The sequence below is a fragment of the Methylibium petroleiphilum PM1 genome (assembly GCF_000015725.1).
Taxonomy (GTDB): Bacteria; Pseudomonadota; Gammaproteobacteria; order Burkholderiales; family Burkholderiaceae_C; genus Methylibium; species Methylibium petroleiphilum.
In genome coordinates this window covers 2,606,314-2,623,574 of the sequence record NC_008825.1, presented here as the reverse complement: position 1 = coordinate 2,623,574, position 17,261 = coordinate 2,606,314, and the positions used below count along the sequence as shown (strand labels likewise).

The 17,261-nt window shown below is 69.6% G+C and carries 16 protein-coding genes and 1 tRNA gene; 6 read left to right on the top strand and 11 right to left on the bottom strand.

The genetic code is table 11. The features are described 5' to 3' along the window. Positions 1 to 12: 12 nt before the first annotated feature. From MPE_RS12405 to MPE_RS12390, 4 genes are read right to left on the bottom strand one after another with little or no spacing between them, the layout of a single operon-like run. Positions 13 to 807 carry a M90 family metallopeptidase gene (locus MPE_RS12405; RefSeq protein WP_011830048.1) on the bottom strand — a complete coding sequence of 265 codons (795 nt, stop codon included), beginning with the start codon at positions 805 to 807 and terminating at the stop codon, positions 13 to 15. Continuing rightward, positions 804 to 1,655, bottom strand: a complete 852-nt coding sequence (locus MPE_RS12400; RefSeq protein WP_011830047.1) for a UDP-2,3-diacylglucosamine diphosphatase — start codon at positions 1,653 to 1,655, stop codon at positions 804 to 806. The genes MPE_RS12405 and MPE_RS12400 overlap by 4 nt, the downstream gene beginning before the upstream one ends. Before the next feature lie 14 nt (positions 1,656 to 1,669). Next, complete coding sequence (locus MPE_RS12395; protein WP_011830046.1) at positions 1,670 to 2,173, bottom strand: peptidylprolyl isomerase; 504 nt, start codon at positions 2,171 to 2,173, stop codon at positions 1,670 to 1,672. A gap of 1 nt (position 2,174) precedes the next feature. Next, positions 2,175 to 2,741, bottom strand: coding sequence for a peptidylprolyl isomerase (locus tag MPE_RS12390; protein WP_011830045.1), 567 nt, complete (start codon positions 2,739 to 2,741; stop codon positions 2,175 to 2,177). Positions 2,742 to 2,900: 159 nt separating this feature from the next. On the opposite strand from MPE_RS12390, the gene cysS reads away from it, so the two are divergent. The 6 genes from cysS to MPE_RS12360 all read left to right on the top strand — a co-directional run bounded on the left by cysS (position 2,901) and on the right by MPE_RS12360 (position 8,798). Then, positions 2,901 to 4,286 (top strand): cysteine--tRNA ligase, encoded by a 1,386-nt coding sequence (gene cysS, locus MPE_RS12385; protein WP_036235430.1) that lies wholly within the window; start codon positions 2,901 to 2,903, stop codon positions 4,284 to 4,286. 31 nt (positions 4,287 to 4,317) lie between these two features. Further along, on the top strand, positions 4,318 to 4,971 hold the full coding sequence (locus tag MPE_RS12380) for a DNA-3-methyladenine glycosylase family protein (protein WP_011830043.1): 654 nt from the start codon (positions 4,318 to 4,320) through the stop codon (positions 4,969 to 4,971). A gap of 57 nt (positions 4,972 to 5,028) precedes the next feature. Beyond that, entirely contained in the window at positions 5,029 to 6,000 is a 972-nt protein-coding gene (locus MPE_RS12375; protein WP_011830042.1) for an acetyl-CoA carboxylase carboxyltransferase subunit alpha, read from the top strand. Beyond that, entirely contained in the window at positions 5,951 to 7,309 is a 1,359-nt protein-coding gene (tilS, locus tag MPE_RS12370; RefSeq protein WP_011830041.1) for a tRNA lysidine(34) synthetase TilS, read from the top strand. The genes MPE_RS12375 and tilS overlap by 50 nt, the downstream gene beginning before the upstream one ends. 101 nt (positions 7,310 to 7,410) lie before the next feature. Continuing rightward, positions 7,411 to 8,691, top strand: coding sequence for an aspartate kinase (locus MPE_RS12365; RefSeq protein ID WP_036231489.1), 1,281 nt, complete (start codon positions 7,411 to 7,413; stop codon positions 8,689 to 8,691). Between the two features lie 13 nt (positions 8,692 to 8,704). Continuing rightward, positions 8,705 to 8,798: transfer RNA gene (locus tag MPE_RS12360), tRNA-Ser, on the top strand. A 193-nt stretch (positions 8,799 to 8,991) separates the two neighbouring features. On the opposite strand, the gene MPE_RS12355 is transcribed toward MPE_RS12360, so the two are convergent. The 7 genes from MPE_RS12355 to MPE_RS12330 form a co-directional block, all read right to left on the bottom strand. After that, entirely contained in the window at positions 8,992 to 9,507 is a 516-nt protein-coding gene (locus tag MPE_RS12355) for a response regulator (RefSeq protein ID WP_011830039.1), read from the bottom strand. Further along, the gene (gene nosR / locus MPE_RS12350) at positions 9,504 to 10,799 is read right to left on the bottom strand and encodes a response regulator c-di-GMP phosphodiesterase, NosR family (protein WP_011830038.1); all 1,296 of its coding nucleotides are present in this window, start codon (positions 10,797 to 10,799) and stop codon (positions 9,504 to 9,506) included. Before nosR ends, MPE_RS12355 begins: the two co-directional genes overlap by 4 nt. Beyond that, positions 10,796 to 11,704, bottom strand: coding sequence for an ATP-binding protein (locus MPE_RS12345; RefSeq protein ID WP_310733856.1), 909 nt, complete (start codon positions 11,702 to 11,704; stop codon positions 10,796 to 10,798). The genes nosR and MPE_RS12345 overlap by 4 nt, the downstream gene beginning before the upstream one ends. Before the next feature lie 5 nt (positions 11,705 to 11,709). Further along, positions 11,710 to 12,573, bottom strand: a complete 864-nt coding sequence (locus MPE_RS12340) for an HDOD domain-containing protein (protein ID WP_011830036.1) — start codon at positions 12,571 to 12,573, stop codon at positions 11,710 to 11,712. Next, complete coding sequence (locus MPE_RS24325; RefSeq protein WP_158304617.1) at positions 12,570 to 12,722, bottom strand: hypothetical protein; 153 nt, start codon at positions 12,720 to 12,722, stop codon at positions 12,570 to 12,572. Before MPE_RS24325 ends, MPE_RS12340 begins: the two co-directional genes overlap by 4 nt. Further along, positions 12,719 to 15,616 carry an EAL domain-containing protein gene (locus tag MPE_RS24905; RefSeq protein WP_011830035.1) on the bottom strand — a complete coding sequence of 966 codons (2,898 nt, stop codon included), beginning with the start codon at positions 15,614 to 15,616 and terminating at the stop codon, positions 12,719 to 12,721. The genes MPE_RS24325 and MPE_RS24905 overlap by 4 nt, the downstream gene beginning before the upstream one ends. Before the next feature lie 89 nt (positions 15,617 to 15,705). Then, a complete protein-coding gene (locus tag MPE_RS12330; protein WP_011830034.1) occupies positions 15,706 to 17,175 on the bottom strand; it encodes an aminotransferase-like domain-containing protein in 1,470 nt (489 codons plus the stop codon). Positions 17,176 to 17,261: the final 86 nt, after the last annotated feature.

Here is a 17,261-nt window from a genome sequence, read left to right as displayed (position 1 = left end):
CCCGTTTTGCTTTCAGGGCCCGGGCTGCGGCACCAGGCGGGCAGCCGGGTCCTGCCGGAAATATTCGCGGAACAACTCGTACAAAGCGGGCTGCTCGTCGCGCAGCGCGTGCGGTGCGACGAAGAAGGCCTCGGCCGCCACCGGAAAGAACTCTTCGATCGCCTCCGCGCCATACGGGTCGAGGAAGGGTTTGCGGCCGGCATCGAGTTCGCGGCACAGCCGCTGGTAGGCCGCTTCCAGCACCTGCAGCCAGTGAGTGCGCGCGGCGCGACCGGCCAACACCGGAACGCCGTCGGCCGGCAGGCCGTCGGCCATGTCCAGCACGTGCACGAACTCGTGGATCACGACGTTGTAGCCGCGTTCGGCGGTGACGCCGGCCTCGGCCACGTCGTGCCAGGACAGCATCACCGGACCGCCCTCCATGGCCTCGCCGGTGAGCACCTCCTCGTAGCGGTGCAGGATGCCATCTTCGTCCAGGTGCTCGCGCTGTGCCACCACCTCGTCGGCATGCACCACGATGCCGACGAAGCCGTCATAGGCCGCCAGGCCGAGCTCCAGCACCGGCAGGCAGGCCTGCGCGGCAATCGCGACGGCGATCTCGTCACTGAGCTCCAGGCCCCCGACCGTGGTGAATTCCTTGTCCGCCAGGAACAGGCTGACCAGCGCGCGCAGACGCTCGCGCCCGGCGTCGTCGAGCGCGGCGAGGAAGGGGTAGCGCTGCAGCGTCAGCTGCCACAACGCCGAGGGCACCGCCCGCGTGCGCAGCGTGCGGGCCTCCCGTCGGCGGCGCCACCAGCGCGCGATCACGGTGCAGCGTGCGCGGCCGGAGAAACCGCGGGCGGCAGCCGCTGCAGGCCGCGCGCGCTCAGGCGCAGCACGCCGGCGCGGGCTGCCTGCGCGGGGCCCCGGTCGAGCTCCCAGTCGGTCAGTACGTGGCGGGTGAAGCCGGGGGCCAGTTCCTGCGTGGCCGGGCGGTGGGTGTGACCGTGCACCAGCAGCGGCGTGCCGGCCTCGTGCATCCACTGCACGGTGGCGCCAGCGTCGAGATCGGCCCAGGTCTCCGGCCGACCGTCGCGCTGCTGTTGCTGCATGCTGACCGCGCGGATCTGGGCGGCCAGCGCACGGCGCTCGGGCAGCGGCCGCGCCAGGAAGTCCTCGCGGGCCTGTTCGGTGCGCACGACGGCGCGGAAGCGCTGGTACTCCACGTCTTCCAGGCACAGCGCGTCACCGTGCGTCAGCAGCACCCGCTCGCCGAAGGCCCGCAGCACCGTCGGATCGGGCAGGGCCGTCATGCCGCACTCCTTCAGCAGTTCGACGCCGACCAGGAAGTCGCGGTTGCCTGCCATGAAGGACACGCTGCGTCGCGCGGCGGCTTCCTTCAGCACCTCGACGACCTGGTGCTCGAAGCCCTCATGCCGGGCGTCGTCGCCGATCCATACCTCGAACAGGTCGCCGAGAATGAACACCGCCTCGGCGCTCGTGTGCAGCAGATGCTGCGAGAACGCCTCGAAGGTGAGGGGATGGCTCGCCTGCAGGTGCAGGTCGGAGATGAAGTCGATCGCCCGCCATTCAGCGGGCGCCTCGAACTCCCAGAACTTCGGCAGCGACGGGGACACGCCGGCGCCCCGGGGCGGTGCGGCCGGCGACGAGGTCATCGGCTTCGAGCGCCTCAGGCGACTTCGTTCGCTCGCGTGATCACCACGTCCTCGAGCGGCACGTCGTCGTGGCCGCCCTGGCGGCCGGTCTTCACGCGCTCGATCGCATCGACCACCTCGGTGCCGGCCACCACCTTGCCGAACACCGCATAGCCCCAGCCCTGCGGGCTTTCCGACTTGAAGTTCAGGAAGTCGTTGTCGGTGGCATTGATGAAGAACTGCGACGACGCGGAGTGCGGCGCATTGGTGCGTGCCATCGCCAGCGTGTACTTGTCGTTCTTCAGGCCGTTGTTCGCCTCGTTGGCGATCGGGGCCTGGGTGGGCTTCTGCTTCAGGCCCGGCTCGAAGCCACCGCCCTGGACCATGAAGCCCTTGATGACACGGTGGAACACCGTGCCGTCGTAGTGGCCGGCCTTCACGTAGCTCAGGAAGTTGGCGACCGTGGCGGGCGCCTTCACTTCGTCGAGCTCGGCACGGATCACGCCGTGGTTGGTGTGCAGTTCGATGGTCTTGGTCATGTCATGGCTCCAGCGTGGCTTTCTTGATGAGCACCGGCGTCGCCGGCACGTTCTGGTGGGGGCCCTTGTTGGTGGTGGGCACGCCCTTGATGCGGTCGACCACGTCCATGCCCTCGATGACCTTGCCGAACACCGCGTAGCCGTTGCCGTCGCGCGAGTTCGCCGGGTCGAGGAAGGCGTTGTTGGTGAGGTTCACGAAGAACTGCGCGGTGGCCGAGTTCGGGTCCATGGTGCGCGCCATGGCGATGCTGCCGCGCTCGTTGCGCAGGCCGCTGCGGTTCTCCAGCGCGATCGGGGCCCCGGTCTTCTTCTCCTTCATGTCCTTGTCGAAGCCGCCGCCCTGGATCATGAAGCCGTCGATCACGCGGTGGAAGATGGTGCCGTCGTAGTGCCCGCTCTTGACATAGGCGACGAAGTTGTCGACGGTCTTCGGGGCCTTGGCGGGGTCGAGCTGCAGCACGATGTCGCCCTCGCTCGTCGCGAGGCGCACCTTCTGCGCCGCCGCGGTCAACGGTGCGGCGAATACCGCAGCGGCCAGCGCGAAGGCGGCCCAGGTTCTGGAAATCATCAAGTCTCCTGAATGCAAACGGCGGGCTTGTCACCCGCTCGGAACCGTATTCTCCACCGATCGGAAGCCCCGCCGCGGGCAGGGGGGTGATCGCTATACTGCGGCGCTTCGATCGTCGGCATGCGGCCTGCCCGTGACAGACCCGATCGATCCGTCCCGATGAGCCTGCGCATCCACAACACCCTCACTCGCTCGACCGAGGCGTTCTCGCCGATCGAACCCGGCCACGTGCGCATGTACGTGTGCGGCATGACGATCTACGACCTCTGCCACGTGGGCCACGCACGCATGATGATGGCGTTCGACGTGGTGCAACGCTGGCTGCGGGTGTCGGGACTGCGCGTCACGTACGTGCGCAACATCACCGACATCGACGACAAGATCATCAAGCGCGCGCTCGAGCGCGGCATCCCGATCCGCCAGCTGACCGACGAGATGACCGCCGCGATGCACCAGGACATCGGGGCGCTCGGCATCGAGCCCCCGACGCACGAGCCGCGCGCCACCGAGTACGTGGGGGCGATGGTCGGCCTGATCGAGGTGCTCGAACGCAACGGGCTTGCCTACCGTGTGCCGGGCGGCGACGTGAACTACTCGGTGCGCAAGTTCCCCGGGTACGGCCGCCTGTCGGGCAAGTCGATCGATGCGCTGCGCGCCGGCGAGCGCGTGGCGGTGCTCGAGGGCAAGGACGACCCGCTGGACTTCGTGCTCTGGAAGGCTGCAAAGCCCGAGGAGCCGGCCGACGCGAAATACGACGCGCCGTTCGGCCCGGGTCGCCCCGGCTGGCACATCGAGTGCTCGGCGATGAGCCACGCCCTGCTGGGCGAGCGCTTCGACATCCACGGCGGCGGCATGGACCTGCAGTTCCCGCACCACGAGAACGAGATCGCGCAGAGCGACGGCGCCTTCCACCTGGGCAGCGGGCACAGCTTCGTCAACGTGTGGATGCACAACGGCTTCCTCAATGTCGACAACGAGAAGATGTCCAAGTCGCTGGGCAACTTCTTCACCATCCGCGACATTCTCAAGCGCTACGACGGCGAGACCATCCGCTTCTTCATGCTGCGGGTGCACTACCGCAGCCCGTTCAACTTCAGCGATGCCGGGCTCGACGATGCCCGCAGCGGCCTGCGCCGCCTCTACACCGCACTGGAAGGCACGGCGGTCGCACCGGCCGAGATCGACTGGACCGACCCGCATGCCGCGCGCTTCAAGGCGGCGATGGACGACGACTTCAACACGCCGATCGCCGTGTCGGTGCTGTTCGACCTGGCCGGCGAGGTGAACCGCAGCCGCTCGGCGCAGAGCGCCGGCCTGCTGCGTTCGCTGGCCGGCACGCTGGGCTTGCTGCAGCAGGAAGCGGCGCAGTACCTGCAGGGCGGCAGCGGCGTCGATACCGGCCACATCGAGGCCCAGATCGCGGCGCGGGCGGCGGCCAAGGCCGCACGCGACTTCGCCGAGTCCGACCGCATCCGCGACGCCCTGGCGGCGCAGGGCATCGTCCTCAAGGACACGCCCGCCGGGACCACCTGGGTCAAGGCCTGAGCCTTCGCCCGAGCCACGAGCCTCCCGCACCATGTCGCCCCGCGGCCCCGGCTTCGTCACGCCCGACTACTGGGACGAGGCGTGCAAGCACCTCGCCAAGCGCGATCGCGTGATGCGCAAGCTGATCCCGAAGCTGGGCGAGGCCCGGCTCGAGAGCCGCGGCGATGCCTTCACCACGCTCGCACGTTCCATCGTCGGCCAGCAGATCTCGGTGCCGGCCGCGCAGGCGGTGTGGGAGCGCTTCGCCGCGCTGTTCGAGGGCGGCTCCGCGGTGCACGTGCGGCCGGCGGGGGTGCTCGCGGCCGACAGTGCCGCGCTGCGCGGCGCCGGCCTGTCCGCGCGCAAGATCGAATACCTGCGCGACCTGGCCGGGCACTTCGACGGTGGCACGGTGCACGTGCGCAACTGGACCTCGATGGACGACGAGTCCATCATCGACGAACTGGTCGCCATCCGCGGCATCGGCCGCTGGACGGCCGAGATGTTCCTGATCTTCCACCTGATGCGCCCCAACGTGCTGCCGCTCGACGACCTCGGCCTGCTCAAGGGCATCAGCCAGCACTACTTCAGCGGCGAGCCGGTGTCGCGCAACGAGGCGCGTGAGGTGGGCGACGCATGGGCGCCGTTCCGCTCGGTGGCCACCTGGTACCTGTGGCGCAGCCTGGATCCGCGCGTGACCTACTGAGCGCGCCGAGAATTCCGCGACAATGCGCCCACCTTTCCCGAGAAAGGATCGTTTGGGATGAGCAAGAAACATTTTCTCGAGTTCGAGCAGCCGATCGCCGACCTCGAAACCAAGATCGACGAGCTGCGCTACGTGCAGAGCGAGTCGGCGGTCGACATCTCCGAGGAGATCGACCGCCTGTCCAAGAAGAGCCTGCAGCTCACCAAGGACATCTACTCGAGCCTGACGCCCTGGCAGGTGACGCAGATCGCGCGCCATCCGCAGCGGCCCTACACGCTGGACTACGTGAACCATGTGTTCACCGACTTCCAGGAACTGCACGGCGACCGCGCGTTCGCCGACGACCAGAGCATCGTCGGCGGCCTGGCGCGCTTCAACGGCCAGGCCTGCATGGTGCTCGGCCACCAGAAGGGGCGTGACACCAAGGAGCGCGCGCTGCGCAACTTCGGCATGAGCCGGCCCGAGGGCTACCGCAAGGCGCTGCGCCTGATGACGCTGGCGCAGAAGTTCGGCCTGCCGGTGTTCACCTTCGTCGACACGCCGGGCGCCTACCCCGGCATCGGCGCCGAGGAGCGCGGCCAGTCCGAGGCCATCGGCCACAACATCTTCGCGATGGCCCAGCTCGAGGTGCCGATCATCACCACCATCATCGGTGAGGGCGGCTCCGGCGGCGCGCTCGCCATCGGCGTGGGCGACCAGGTGCTGATGCTGCAGTACTCGGTCTATTCGGTCATCTCGCCGGAGGGCTGTGCCTCCATCCTCTGGAAGACCGCCGAACGTGCGGCCGACGCCGCCGAGGCGATGGGCATCACCGCGCACCGGCTCAAGGCGCTGGGCCTGGTCGACAAGATCGTCAACGAGCCGGTCGGCGGTGCCCACCGCGATCCGGCGCAGATGGCGGTCTACCTCAAGCGCGCGCTCAACGACGCGCTGCGCCAGGTCGCCGACCTGAAGCCCCGCGAGCTGCTGAACCAGCGCTATGAGCGGCTCAAGAGCTACGGCCGCTACAACGACACCAAGGAGCGCTGAGCCGCCCCGCGGCCTGGCCGTCGCCTACAGCGGTGGGCGCGACTCCACCGCGCTGCTGCACGCCACGCTGATCGCGGCCCGCGACAGCGGCCTCACGGTCCATGCCCTGCATGTGCACCACGGCCTGAGTGCCCGTGCCGATGCCTGGCTCGCGCACTGCGAGTCGCAGTGCCGGCGCTGGGCGCGGCGCGGCCTGCCCGTGTGCTTTCGCGCGATGCGCGTGCAGCTTGCCTGCCGGTCCGGTGACAGCCTCGAAGCCGTGGCGCGTGCCGCTCGGTATGCGGCGCTGCGCACGCTCGCCGTCGAGCAGGGCGTGGCGCTCGTGCTGCTGGCTCACCACCAGCGCGACCAGGCCGAGACCCTGCTGCTTCAGGCTTTGCGAGGTGCCGGCGTGGCCGGGCTGGCCGGCATGCCGCGCTCGATCGAACGTGACGGCATCACCTGGGCGCGTCCCTGGCTGGCCCGTCCGCGCGAGGCGATCGAGGCCTATGTGCGCCGGTATCGGCTGAGCTATATCGACGACGACAGCAACGACGATCCGCGCTTCGCGCGCAACCGCCTGCGGCTGCAGGTCTGGCCGGCCCTGCAGGCGGCGTTTCCGCAGGCCGAGGGCACGCTCGCCGATGCCGCCCGCTGGGCCCAGCAGGCCGCAGCCTGTGTGGCCGACCTGGCGGCTCTGGACCTGGCGGCCTGCGCCGCGACCAACGACGTGCTCCCGCTCACAGCCTGGCGGCAGCTGGCGCCGCACCGCGCGGTGCACGCGCTGCGGCGGTGGCTGCAGCAGGCCGGCGTCACGGCGCCGACGGCCGCCGATCTGGAGCGGCTGATGGCCGAACTGCCCGCCGGCGCGCCGGCCCGCTGGCCCCTGAAGGGCGGCGAACTGCGCCGTTACCGTGGCGAACTGCGCTTCGTGCCCACGCCGGACGCGACGCGGGAGCCCCCGGCGGTCCGCGAGACCACGCTCGCGCTCCGCCGTGGCGGGCGCTACCGCCTGCCCGGCTGGGGCGGCGTGCTGGTGGCCGAGCGGGTGCGCGCCGGCGGCGTGCCGGCGGCGCAGCTGGCGGTGCTGAGCCTGCAGCCGCGACGTGGCGGCGAGCAGTTCCAGGGGGAAGCCGGTCGGCCGGCGCGAAGCCTCAAGAAGCAGTACCAGGCCGCCGCCGTCCCGGCCTGGGCGCGTGGCGGTCCGCTGCTGTACGGCGGTGATGGGCGGTTGCTGTTCGTGCCCGGCCTGGGGGTTGACGCCCGGGCGATGGCCGCGCCCGGCGAGCCGCAGCTCGCGCTGCGCTGGGAACCGCTGCCGACGGGCTGAGCGGTCCGGAGCACCCGGGAATGCCGCGCCGGCCGGCTAAAATGCCGGGCTCGCGGCGCCGGGCACCCCGCCCAACCGACTTTCCCGCCGCGGCTTTTCTCATGGCACTGATCGTTCACAAGTACGGCGGCACGTCGATGGGCTCGACCGAGCGCATCCGCAATGTCGCCAAGCGCGTCGCCAAATGGGCGCGCGCCGGCCACCAGATGGTGGTCGTGCCCTCCGCGATGAGCGGCGAGACCAACCGGCTGCTCGGCCTCGCGAAGGAGCTGTCGCCCGCATCGCACACGCCGCAGCTGGCGCGCGAGCTCGACATGATCGCCGCCACCGGCGAGCAGGTCTCGGTCGGCCTGCTGGCCATCGCGCTGCAGGCCGAAGGCCTGCAGGCCGTCAGCTACACCGGCTGGCAGGTGCCGGTCCGCACCGACAGCGCCTACACCAAGGCGCGCATCGAGAGCATCGACGACGTGCGTGTGCGCGCCGACCTGGCCGCTGGCAAGGTGGTGGTCATCACCGGCTTCCAGGGCATCGACGGCGACGGCCACATCACCACGCTGGGCCGTGGCGGCTCGGACACCTCGGCGGTGGCGGTCGCGGCGGCGATGAAGGCCGCCGAGTGCCTGATCTACACCGACGTCGACGGCGTCTACACCACCGACCCGCGCGTCGTGCCCGAAGCCCGGCGCCTGTCGGCGATCAGCTTCGAGGAAATGCTGGAGATGGCCAGCCTGGGCTCCAAGGTGCTGCAGATCCGCTCGGTCGAGTTCGCCGGCAAGTACCGCGTGCCGCTGCGCGTGCTGTCGAGCTTCACGCCCTGGGACATCCCGCTCGACGAGGAAGCGAAGTCCGGCACCCTGATCACCTTTGAGGAAGACGAGAACATGGAACAAGCTGTCGTGTCGGGCATCGCCTTCAACCGCGACGAGGCGAAGATCACCGTGATGGGCGTACCCGACAAGCCGGGCATCGCGTTCCAGATCCTCGGCCCGGTGGCCGAGGCCAACATCGACATCGACGTGATCATCCAGAACGTCTCGCACGACGGCAAGACCGACTTCTCCTTCACCGTGCACCGCAACGACTACGCGCGCACGATGGAACTGCTGAAGGGCACCGTGCAGCCGGTCATCAACGCGGCCCAGGTGCTGGGCGACCCGAAGATCTGCAAGGTCAGCATCGTCGGCATCGGCATGCGCAGCCACGTGGGCGTGGCCAGCCGCATGTTCCGCGTGCTGTCGGAGGAGGGCATCAACATCCAGATGATCTCCACCTCCGAGATCAAGACCAGCGTCGTGATCGACGAGAAGTACATGGAGCTCGCGGTGCGCGCGTTGCACAAGGCCTTCGACCTCGACGCGCCGGCCGCCGTGCCTGCGGCATAATCCATCCCGTGCTGGAGTCGTGACCGAGAGGCCGAAGGTGCTCCCCTGCTAAGGGAGTATGTGAGCTAAAACTTGCATCGAGGGTTCGAATCCCTCCGACTCCGCCAAGGATCGCTATCAGAGCATCGCAAGACGCCTCTGAATCCGCTGCAAAGCCCCGTTCCACGGGGCTTTGTCGTTTCTGGGTGTCTCGCGCCGTGCTTGGTCATCCAGCGCAGGCTGGGGGAACAATCGGGGGAACCGGGCACTCCTGCCTGGGGGAACCGCCTCCGAACCAACCACCTTCGTACCGCGACGGACTCACAGCTTGCCCGGTCGCGTCGGCAGGTGGCCCGGCATCAGCACTTCGCCGTTCGGCCCCCACTCGACCTGCGTGATGCCCGGCTCCAGCGCCTCGAGTCGGCGCCGTTCCCGCTCGTCAGCGCTCGGGGCGGCGCAAGGGTCGAACACCAGTGCGGCACGCAGGTCGGCGATCAGTTGCGATTCGCTCCACGGCTTCGTGATGTAACGAAAGACCCCGGCGCGATTCACTGCCGCCAGCACCGTGCCGAAGTCGGCCGCCGCGCTGAGCATCATGCGCACCATGCGCGGGTCCAGTTCTCTGGCGCGGGCAAGCAGCGTCACGCCGTCCAGCCGCGGCATGCGGTAGTCGCTGATCAGCACGTCGAAGTGCGCCTGCTGCAGGCGCTGCAGGGCCTGCAGAGGATCGGCGCAGACTTCCACGCCGAGTTGCTGCGGCTTGAAGTGCCGTTGCACAAGACGACGCAGGGCATGCAGTACCGGTGTCTGGTCGTCGACGATCAGCAGCCGCTTCACCGGCCGGCCCCTTGCGACGCGTGCACGCCCAGTGTCAACGCCAAGCCATGTTTGCGCTCGAAGGCACAAATGCGGCCGATCAGGTCGTCGTTCAACCGCTGGCCGGCCGATAGCAGCAGCACGCCCTCAAGCGACACGAAATCCTGCGCCAGCGTCTGCCCGGCGCGCAGGTCCGCGGTGCGCAGGCGCAGCGTCGTCACGGCCGGCTTGGGGGGCGCCGCCGGGAACAGGCCCGCGAAGGCATCGACGACGCTCGGGTCGAACTGGCTGCCGCGCGCGGCGAGGACCGTGCGGCGGGCATCCAGCGGGCTCAGGACGTGGCCGTCGATCCTGCCACTGCGCAAGTCCTCGAAGGCGTCGGCCACCGCCAGGATGCGGGCCCCGAGCGGGATCGCCGCGCCGCGCAGGCCGTCGGGGAAACCTTGCCCGTCCCAGCGCTCGTGGTGGGCGCGGATCAGCGGCGCCACGCCCTGCATGTCATCGCTGGCCAGCAAGGCCTGCTCCCCGAGCACCGGGTGCAGGCGGTAGCGGCGCAGCTCGTCGCTGTCGAGCCGGTTCACCGGTCGCGCCAGCACCGCGTCGCTGAGGCCGATGTGGCCGATGTCGTGCAGCAGCGCGGCGATCGGCAGGTCGTGCGTGGTGTCGGCATCCAGCGTCATCGCCTGGGCGATGCGCCGGGTCAGATCGGCCACCTGGCGCGCGTGTCCGACCTGGGCGCTGCCGCGCAGCTCGATCAGCGCGGTAAAGGCCTTGATCGACGTCAGGTAGTTGCGCTTGAGCCGTTGGTTGGCGGCAGCGAGTTCCTCGGTGCGCAAGGCGACGCGGATCTCCAGGCTCGAGTTCAGCGTCTTCAGCTCGTCGTTCTGCTGTTGCGTGAGCTGCTCCAGCGCCAGCTTGTCGGCTTCGAGCTGCTGGTTCTGGGCGACCTGGCGCAGCGTCAGCACCAGCTCTTCGTCATTCCAGGGCTTGGTGATGTAGCGGTGCAGCCGGCCGCGGTTGATGGCAGCGATCGTCGAGCCCAGATCTGCCTGGCCCGTCAGCAGCAATCGCGCGGTACGCGGCCAGCCCTGGCTGACCCGCTCGAGGAACTGCACACCGTCCATGCCCGGCATGCGCATGTCCGACAGCACGGCGTCGACGGGTTCGGCGGCCAGCAGCGCGAGCGCCTCTTCGGCGTGCGCGGCGGTCAGGATGCGCCAGCCCGTGGCGCGGAACAGGCGCCGCAGCGCGGCCAGGATGTTCGGCTCGTCGTCGACGGCGAGCACCGTCCACGCCGGGATTGCGGCCGTCATGCCGAACCGCCTTCGGCGCTCGGGCGCCGCACCGGCAGCGTGACGCGGAAACACGAGCCGCGGCCCGGTTCGCTGCGCACGTCGATGCGGCCCTGGTGCTTCTGCACGATGCCGTAGGCCAGCGACAGGCCCAGGCCGGTGCCGCGGCCGACCGGCTTGGTGGTGAAGAAGGGGTCGAAGATGCGCGCCAGGTGTTCGGGTGCGATCCCGCTGCCGTTGTCCTCGACTTCGACCCACACCTTGTCCCCGGCATCGCCGCTGCGCACGACGATCAGGCCGCGCTGCGGGCCGATCGCATGGGCCGCGTTGACGAGCAGGTTCAGGAACACCTGGTTCAGCTCCGACGGCAGGCACTCGATGTCGGGCAAGGCACCGTACTCGCGCTTCACGTCGGCGCGGTACTTGATCTCGTTGGCGACGATGTTCAGCGTCGAGTCGATGCCCTGGTGCAGCGAAGCCCAGCCCCACTCCTGGTGGGTGTCGACACGCGAGAAGTCCTTCAGGTCCTGGACGATCTTGCGGACCCGCGACAGGCCTTCCTTGGACTCGGCCATCAGCGCCGGGATGTCCTGCTTCAGGTAGTCGAGCTCGACACGCTCGCGCAAGGCCGCGAGCCGGTCCGCGATGGTGCTGTCGGCCAGTGCCGGTTCGGCCTGTTCGTAGGCTTCGAGCATCTCGAACAGGCGCTCGAGATAGGCCTCCAGCGTGCCGAAGTTCGAGAACACGTAGCCGATCGGGTTGTTGATCTCGTGCGCCACGCCGGCCGCCAGCTGCCCGATCGACGCCAGCCGTTCGGACTGCAGCAACTGGTCCTGCGCGCTGTGCAGGCTCTGGTTCAGCGCGCGCAGTTCCTCGTTGGCGCGCTGCAGCGAGATGAGCTCGCTCTCGGGTGGGGTCCTGGACATGGTCTTCATTGAAGCAGCGCTTCGCAGACGGTCTCGAACTGCGCCTCGGTGCGGGCGAACAGCCGCATGCAGGCCGCGTCGTCGAGGCGGCAGGCGGCCCAGACCGGCAGCACCAGCGCAGGCACCGCCTCGTCGGCGTCGCCGGTCAGGCCGAGCGCATGGGCAATGGCATCGGCCACATGCGCGATGCCCGTCAGCGTGACCACGGCGGCGTCCGGCGGTGCATGGTGCTCGCGGATCGCGTCGACGATGGGCGGCGCGAAGTTCCACTGCCGTGCGATCAGCCCGCCGACTTCGGCGTGATCAATGCCCAGCACGGCGCGCTCGGCCTCGCCATCGGGGCAGTCCTGGTCGCGCCGCCACTGCTCGACCTCGGCATAGGCCGGTGCAAACGCGCTGGCGAGCGCCAGCCGGCCGATGTCGTGCAGCAGCCCGACCGTGAACGCCAGCTCGGCGTCGTCGCGTCGCAGTTCACCGGCCAGGGCCTGCGCGCACAGGGCGCTGCCGATCGAGTGGCGCCAGAAGGCGTCGTGGTCGAATCCTGCGTGGCGGCGGAAGCTACCGGCCAGCCCGGCGGCAGTGACGACACCGCGCACCGTGCGCAGGCCGAGCACGCCGATCGCCTCGGCGACCGAGCGCACCTGCCTGCCACGCCCGTAGAACGACGAGTTGGCCAGGCGCAGTGTCCTGGCGGCCAGTGCCTGGTCGCGCGAGATCTTGGCCGCGTACTGCGTGGCGCTGAGCTCGTCGTGGCCGAGCGACTCGACCAGTTCGAGCACCACCGACGGCAGCGGCGGCAAGTCGCGCAGCGCGGCGAGCAGTTCGTCGCGGGAGATCGGTCGCAGGGCGGGCGTCATCGTGCTGGTCATCGTGGTGCTTCCTGGCGGTAGCGCTGCACCGCGTGCAGCAGCGGATGCACCCGTCCGTCGCGCAGGCTGTGGCGGAACAGGTGCGTCAACGCCACCGGTGCGACGGGCACAACGACAGGCGGCGTGCCGGGAACGGCCGGGGCGGTCACTTCGAGGCGCCGGCTTGCGGCAGCAGTACCAACAGGCGGCCGCGCGCGTTCCCGCTCAACGGCCGGCTCATCGTCCACCAGCGGCGACCCGCCAGCGTGAGCATCAGGGGCTCGCCCTCCAGTGCCCGCCGCAAGGTCTGCGGCAGCTGCTCGGCCGCCGGCCTACCCAGCAGGTTGCCATCCAGGCCGAACAGCGCCCGCGCCGGTGCGTTGACGAACACCAGCAGGTTTTCGTCGTCGATGCCGAACACGGGCACCGGCACCGCATCCAGCAGTTCCTGCGCCACCTCGCGACTGCCGACCTCGCGCTCGTTCTGCTCGCGCTGCGCACTCAGCAGTGTCTGCAGCCGCCGGTTCAGCTCGGCCAGTTCGCGGTTGGCAGCCTGCACCTCCTCGTCGAGGCGGCGGTTCTGGTCGGCCATCTCCTTCAACGCGAAGGCCTCGCGCAGGTGCGTCCGCAGCTGCTCGTCGTCCCAGGGCTTGGCGAGAAACTTGTAGATCGCTCCCTCGTTGATCGCGTCGGTGATCGACTGCAGCTCGGTGTAGCCTGAGAGCACCAGCCGGATCGTTTCCGGGTACAGCTGCTTTGCACGGCGCAGCAGCTCGACGCCGGTCATGCCCGGCATGCGCTGGTCGGACAGGATCACGTCGACCTCGTGCCGTGCCATCAGCTGCAGCGCCTCTTCGGCGCCGGTGGCGCCGAGCAGCAGCCAGCCTTCGGCGCGCAGCAGTCGGCGCAGCGCGGCGACGATGTTCTCCTCGTCGTCGACCAGCAGCAAGGTGCGCTGCCGCGAACGCCGGCCGAGCAGCGCCGGATCGATCTGCCGGCCCTCGCGCAGCATCGCCTCGATCGCTGCGGCCGTCTGTGCGGCACTGAACCACCAGCCCTGCATCTGGTCGCACTGGTTCGCGGCGAGCAGTGCCGCCTGGCCTTCGCTTTCGACGCCTTCGGCGAGCACCTTCATCTGCAACTGGTGCGCCATCGTGATGATGGCGCGCGTGATCGACACGTCTTCTGCCGGGGCGGTGACGTCAGGCACCAGCGAGCGGTCGATCTTGACGACGTCCACCGGCAGCCGCCGCAGGTAACTCAGGCTCGAGTAGCCGGTGCCGAAGTCGTCGAGCGAGACCTCGACGCCGAGCGCACGCAGCGCTCGCAGGTGCTGCACCGCCTGATCGAAGTTGCCGATCAGCATGCTCTCGGTGACCTCGACACCGAAGCGCCGCGGGTCGAGGCCGGTTGCGGCGAGCAGGCCCTCGATGCGTCGCGCCAGGTCCGGCTGCAGCAGCTGGCGCGCCGACAGATTGACGGCCATGCGAAGCGGTGGCAGCCTGGCGCGTTGCCAGGCCGCGGCCTGCTCGATGGCGTGGCGCAGCACCCAGTCGCCGATGGGAACGATCAGGCCGGTCTCCTCGGCGATCGGGATGAAACGATCCGGGGAGATGCGCCCCAGCGTCGGGTGCTGCCAGCGCAGCAGCGCTTCGACGCCGACGATGCGGCCCTGCGCCAGATCCACCTGGGGCTGGTAGTGCAGCTCGAACTGCTCGTCGCGCAGCGCATGGCGCAGCGCGGTCTCCAGCGCCATCTGTTCGGGGTCGTCATCATGCGGCGCGCCGGCATAGACGTTGACCTGGTTGCGGCCCAGCCGCTTGGCCTGTTCCAACGCGGCGTTGGCGCGGCGCAGCAGCGTGTCGGCACGGTCGCCGTCGGCGGGCGCCATGGCGATACCGATGCCGCAGGTGAGGTGGATCTCGTGCCCCTCGATCGTCATCGGCCGCGCGATGGTCTCGAGCAGCGTCTGCGCCACGTGCGGCGCCGGCACCGACGGGGCCGGCATCACGATCACGAACTCGTCGCCGCCGCGGCGCGCCACCAGGTCGACGCTGCGCACGGTGGCGGCGATGCGCCCGGCCACTTCGCGCAGCACGGCGTCGCCGATCTGGGGGCCGAGGCCGTCGTTGATGCGCTTGAAGCGGTCGAGCTCCAGCACCAGCACCGCGGTTGTGGCGCTGGTCTGCAGGGTGGCCCCCAGGTGCTCGAAGAGCCGCTGGCGGTTCGGCAAACCGGTCAGCTCGTCGAACTGCAGCAACTGCTGGATGCGCCGCTCTGCGGCACGTCGATCGCGCAGGTCGTCGACGCAGACGTGGGCGAAAGTCTCCCCGTCGCTGGTCACCAGGCTGACGGAGACATCGACAGGAATCTCATGGCCATCGTGATGGCGAACATTGGTCTCGAAACGAGACGAACCGCGTTCGCACATCTCGTGCCAGCGCTGTGGCCAGGAGGTCTCGTTGACCTGGGTGTCTATGTCGTGCACCCGCAGGCGCAGCAGCTGCTTGCGCGTGAGGCCCAGCAGCCGGCAAGCCGCTGCATTGGCATCGCGATAGGCACCGTCGGGCCCGACCAGGAACAGCGCGTCGTGGGCCTGTTCGACGGCATGGCGCGTCAGGCGCAACTGGCGCCGTGCCCGCTCGCGTTCGCTCACGTCATGCGCGGAAGGGATCAGCCAGGCCACGCGTCCGTCGGGCCCGTACAGCGGCAGCAGCGAAAAGTCCATGGCCAGCGTGTCGCCGCGGATGGCGAGGCGCACGTCGAAACGGGATGCCTCGCCGCGCGATGCGCTGGCCAGCGCCTGCTGCAGCCGCCGTTGCGACAACTTGCAGCCCTGCCACCAGGGGGTGGTCTCGAAGCGCAGGCCGAGCACCTGCTCCGGCGTGGCGCCGATGGCCTGCAACGCCGCCTGGTTGGCATAACGCAGCACGCCATCGGCGTCGAGCAGGCCCGCGAACACCGAGGGGCCCAGCCGGTCAAGCACTTCGCGCAACGCGTATTCCGGGCCTGGCGGCGTCGGGCTGGCCGCCACGAGCGTCAGTGCGGCATCGCGGTGCGGCATACGCAGATCAGCATGGGTTTCGACATGCCCGCACTCTGCCCGGCGGCCTGCGCCGACGGCGTGAGCAGTTGCGGCCTCCGGCGACCGGATCAGACCGATGCGGGTTCAGCGGCGACGGCGCGCACTGCGTCATCGACCAACCGCGCCAGCGTGCGCATGGCGCGCTCGAGCGCCTCGTCCCAGAGCTGGCCGCAGGTCAGCCGGATGTGGTGCTGGAACTCGGCGCGCGCCGAGAACATCGGCCCCGGGGCCAGGCTGATGTGTTGTGCCAGCGCGGCGCGGTGCAGGGCCATCGCGTCGACGCCGACGGGCAATTCGACCCACACGAAGTAGCCGCCGGCCGGCCGCACCACCCGCGTCCCGTCAGGAAAGTGCCGGTTGACGGCGTCGAACAGGCTGTTGCGCTGCGTGAGCAGAGACTGGCGCAAGCCGCGCAGGTGGCGGTCGTACCCGCCCTCCTGCAGGTACTCGGCCAGCGCCGCCTGCACCGGAATCGACCCCGACAGGCTCGTCATCAGCTTCAGCCGTTCGACCTCGCGTGCCAGCCGGCCGGGCGCGGCCCAGCCGACGCGGTAGCCCGGCGCCAGACACTTCGAGAACGACGAGCAGTGCAGCACCAGGCCGCGGCGGTCGTAGGCCTTGGCCGGCAGCGGCGCCGCGGGGCCTTCGTAGAGCTCCGAGTAGACGTCGTCTTCGATCAGCGGCACGTCGTGGCGGGCGAGCAGTTCGACAAGATCGCGCTTCTTCGCCTCGGGCATCAGGCTGCCGAGCGGGTTCTGGAAGCTCGTCATCAACCAGCAGGCGTTTGGGCGGTAGAGCTCGATCACCTGCGCCAGGCGGCCGAGATCGATGCCCTCGCGGCAATGGGTCGGTACCTCGATGGCTCGCAGGCCCAGGCGCTGCAGGGCCTGCAGCGCCATGTAGAAGGTCGGCGACTCGACCACCACCGCATCACCCGGCCGTGTCACGGCGTTGAGACAGAGGTTCAGCGCCTCCATCGCACCGTGGGTCAGCACGATCTCGTCGGTGGCCACGTTCATGCCCTGGCGCAGGTAGAGCTTGGCGATCTCCCGCTTGAGACGCAGGTTGCCCGGCGGCAGGTCCTCGACCATGCTCCAGGGCTCGAGCCGCCGTGTGCTCGAGACCAGCGCGCGGCGCAGTCGATCGAGAGGGAACAGGACGGGACTCGGGAACGCCGAACCGAAGGGCACGATATCGCGCGCGCGCGCGGCACCCAGGCAGGCGTAGATCAGGTCGTTGACTTCGACGGGCTGCGATCCGGACTGGGGCTCCGAGGTTTTCGGTTCGGAGAGCAGTACACCGTCGGCGCGCGCGGTGACGAAGTAGCCCGAGCGTGGCGCTGCGCGGACGAGGCCGCGGGACTCGAGCAGGTAGTAGGCCTGGAATACGGTGCTGGGGCTCAAGCCCCGACTGGCACAGGTCTGGCGCACGGAGGGCAAGCGGTCCCCCGCGCGCAGCACGCCGGCAGCGATCTGCTGCTCGAGTTCCTGAGCGAGCAGTTCGAACCTCGTGGAGGCGGCGGTGGGGCGATCACGCATGGTGTCGGCACCGCGCCTCGGTCAACTGCTGGCTGGGTGGGGTGGCGTTTTCGCAGTCTAGGGCTTGCGCGGCGCGATGCAAGCAT

Bases quoted from the DNA above. Each gene is read 5' to 3' on its own strand.
- MPE_RS12400 (WP_011830047.1), bottom strand. From the start codon at position 1,655: ATGACCTCGTCGCCGGCCGCACCGCCCCGGGGCGCCGGCGTGTCCCCG.
- MPE_RS12395 (WP_011830046.1), bottom strand. From the start codon at position 2,173: ATGACCAAGACCATCGAACTGCACACCAACCACGGCGTGATCCGTGCC.
- MPE_RS12390 (WP_011830045.1), bottom strand. From the start codon at position 2,741: ATGATTTCCAGAACCTGGGCCGCCTTCGCGCTGGCCGCTGCGGTATTC.
- cysS (WP_036235430.1), top strand. From the start codon at position 2,901: ATGAGCCTGCGCATCCACAACACCCTCACTCGCTCGACCGAGGCGTTC.
- MPE_RS12380 (WP_011830043.1), top strand. From the start codon at position 4,318: ATGTCGCCCCGCGGCCCCGGCTTCGTCACGCCCGACTACTGGGACGAG.
- MPE_RS12375 (WP_011830042.1), top strand. From the start codon at position 5,029: ATGAGCAAGAAACATTTTCTCGAGTTCGAGCAGCCGATCGCCGACCTC.
- tilS (WP_011830041.1), top strand. From the start codon at position 5,951: ATGAGCGGCTCAAGAGCTACGGCCGCTACAACGACACCAAGGAGCGCT.
- MPE_RS12365 (WP_036231489.1), top strand. From the start codon at position 7,411: ATGGCACTGATCGTTCACAAGTACGGCGGCACGTCGATGGGCTCGACC.
- nosR (WP_011830038.1), bottom strand. From the start codon at position 10,799: ATGACGGCCGCAATCCCGGCGTGGACGGTGCTCGCCGTCGACGACGAG.
- MPE_RS12345 (WP_310733856.1), bottom strand. From the start codon at position 11,704: ATGTCCAGGACCCCACCCGAGAGCGAGCTCATCTCGCTGCAGCGCGCC.
- MPE_RS12340 (WP_011830036.1), bottom strand. From the start codon at position 12,573: ATGACCAGCACGATGACGCCCGCCCTGCGACCGATCTCCCGCGACGAA.
- MPE_RS24905 (WP_011830035.1), bottom strand. From the start codon at position 15,616: ATGCCGCACCGCGATGCCGCACTGACGCTCGTGGCGGCCAGCCCGACG.
- MPE_RS12330 (WP_011830034.1), bottom strand. From the start codon at position 17,175: ATGCGTGATCGCCCCACCGCCGCCTCCACGAGGTTCGAACTGCTCGCT.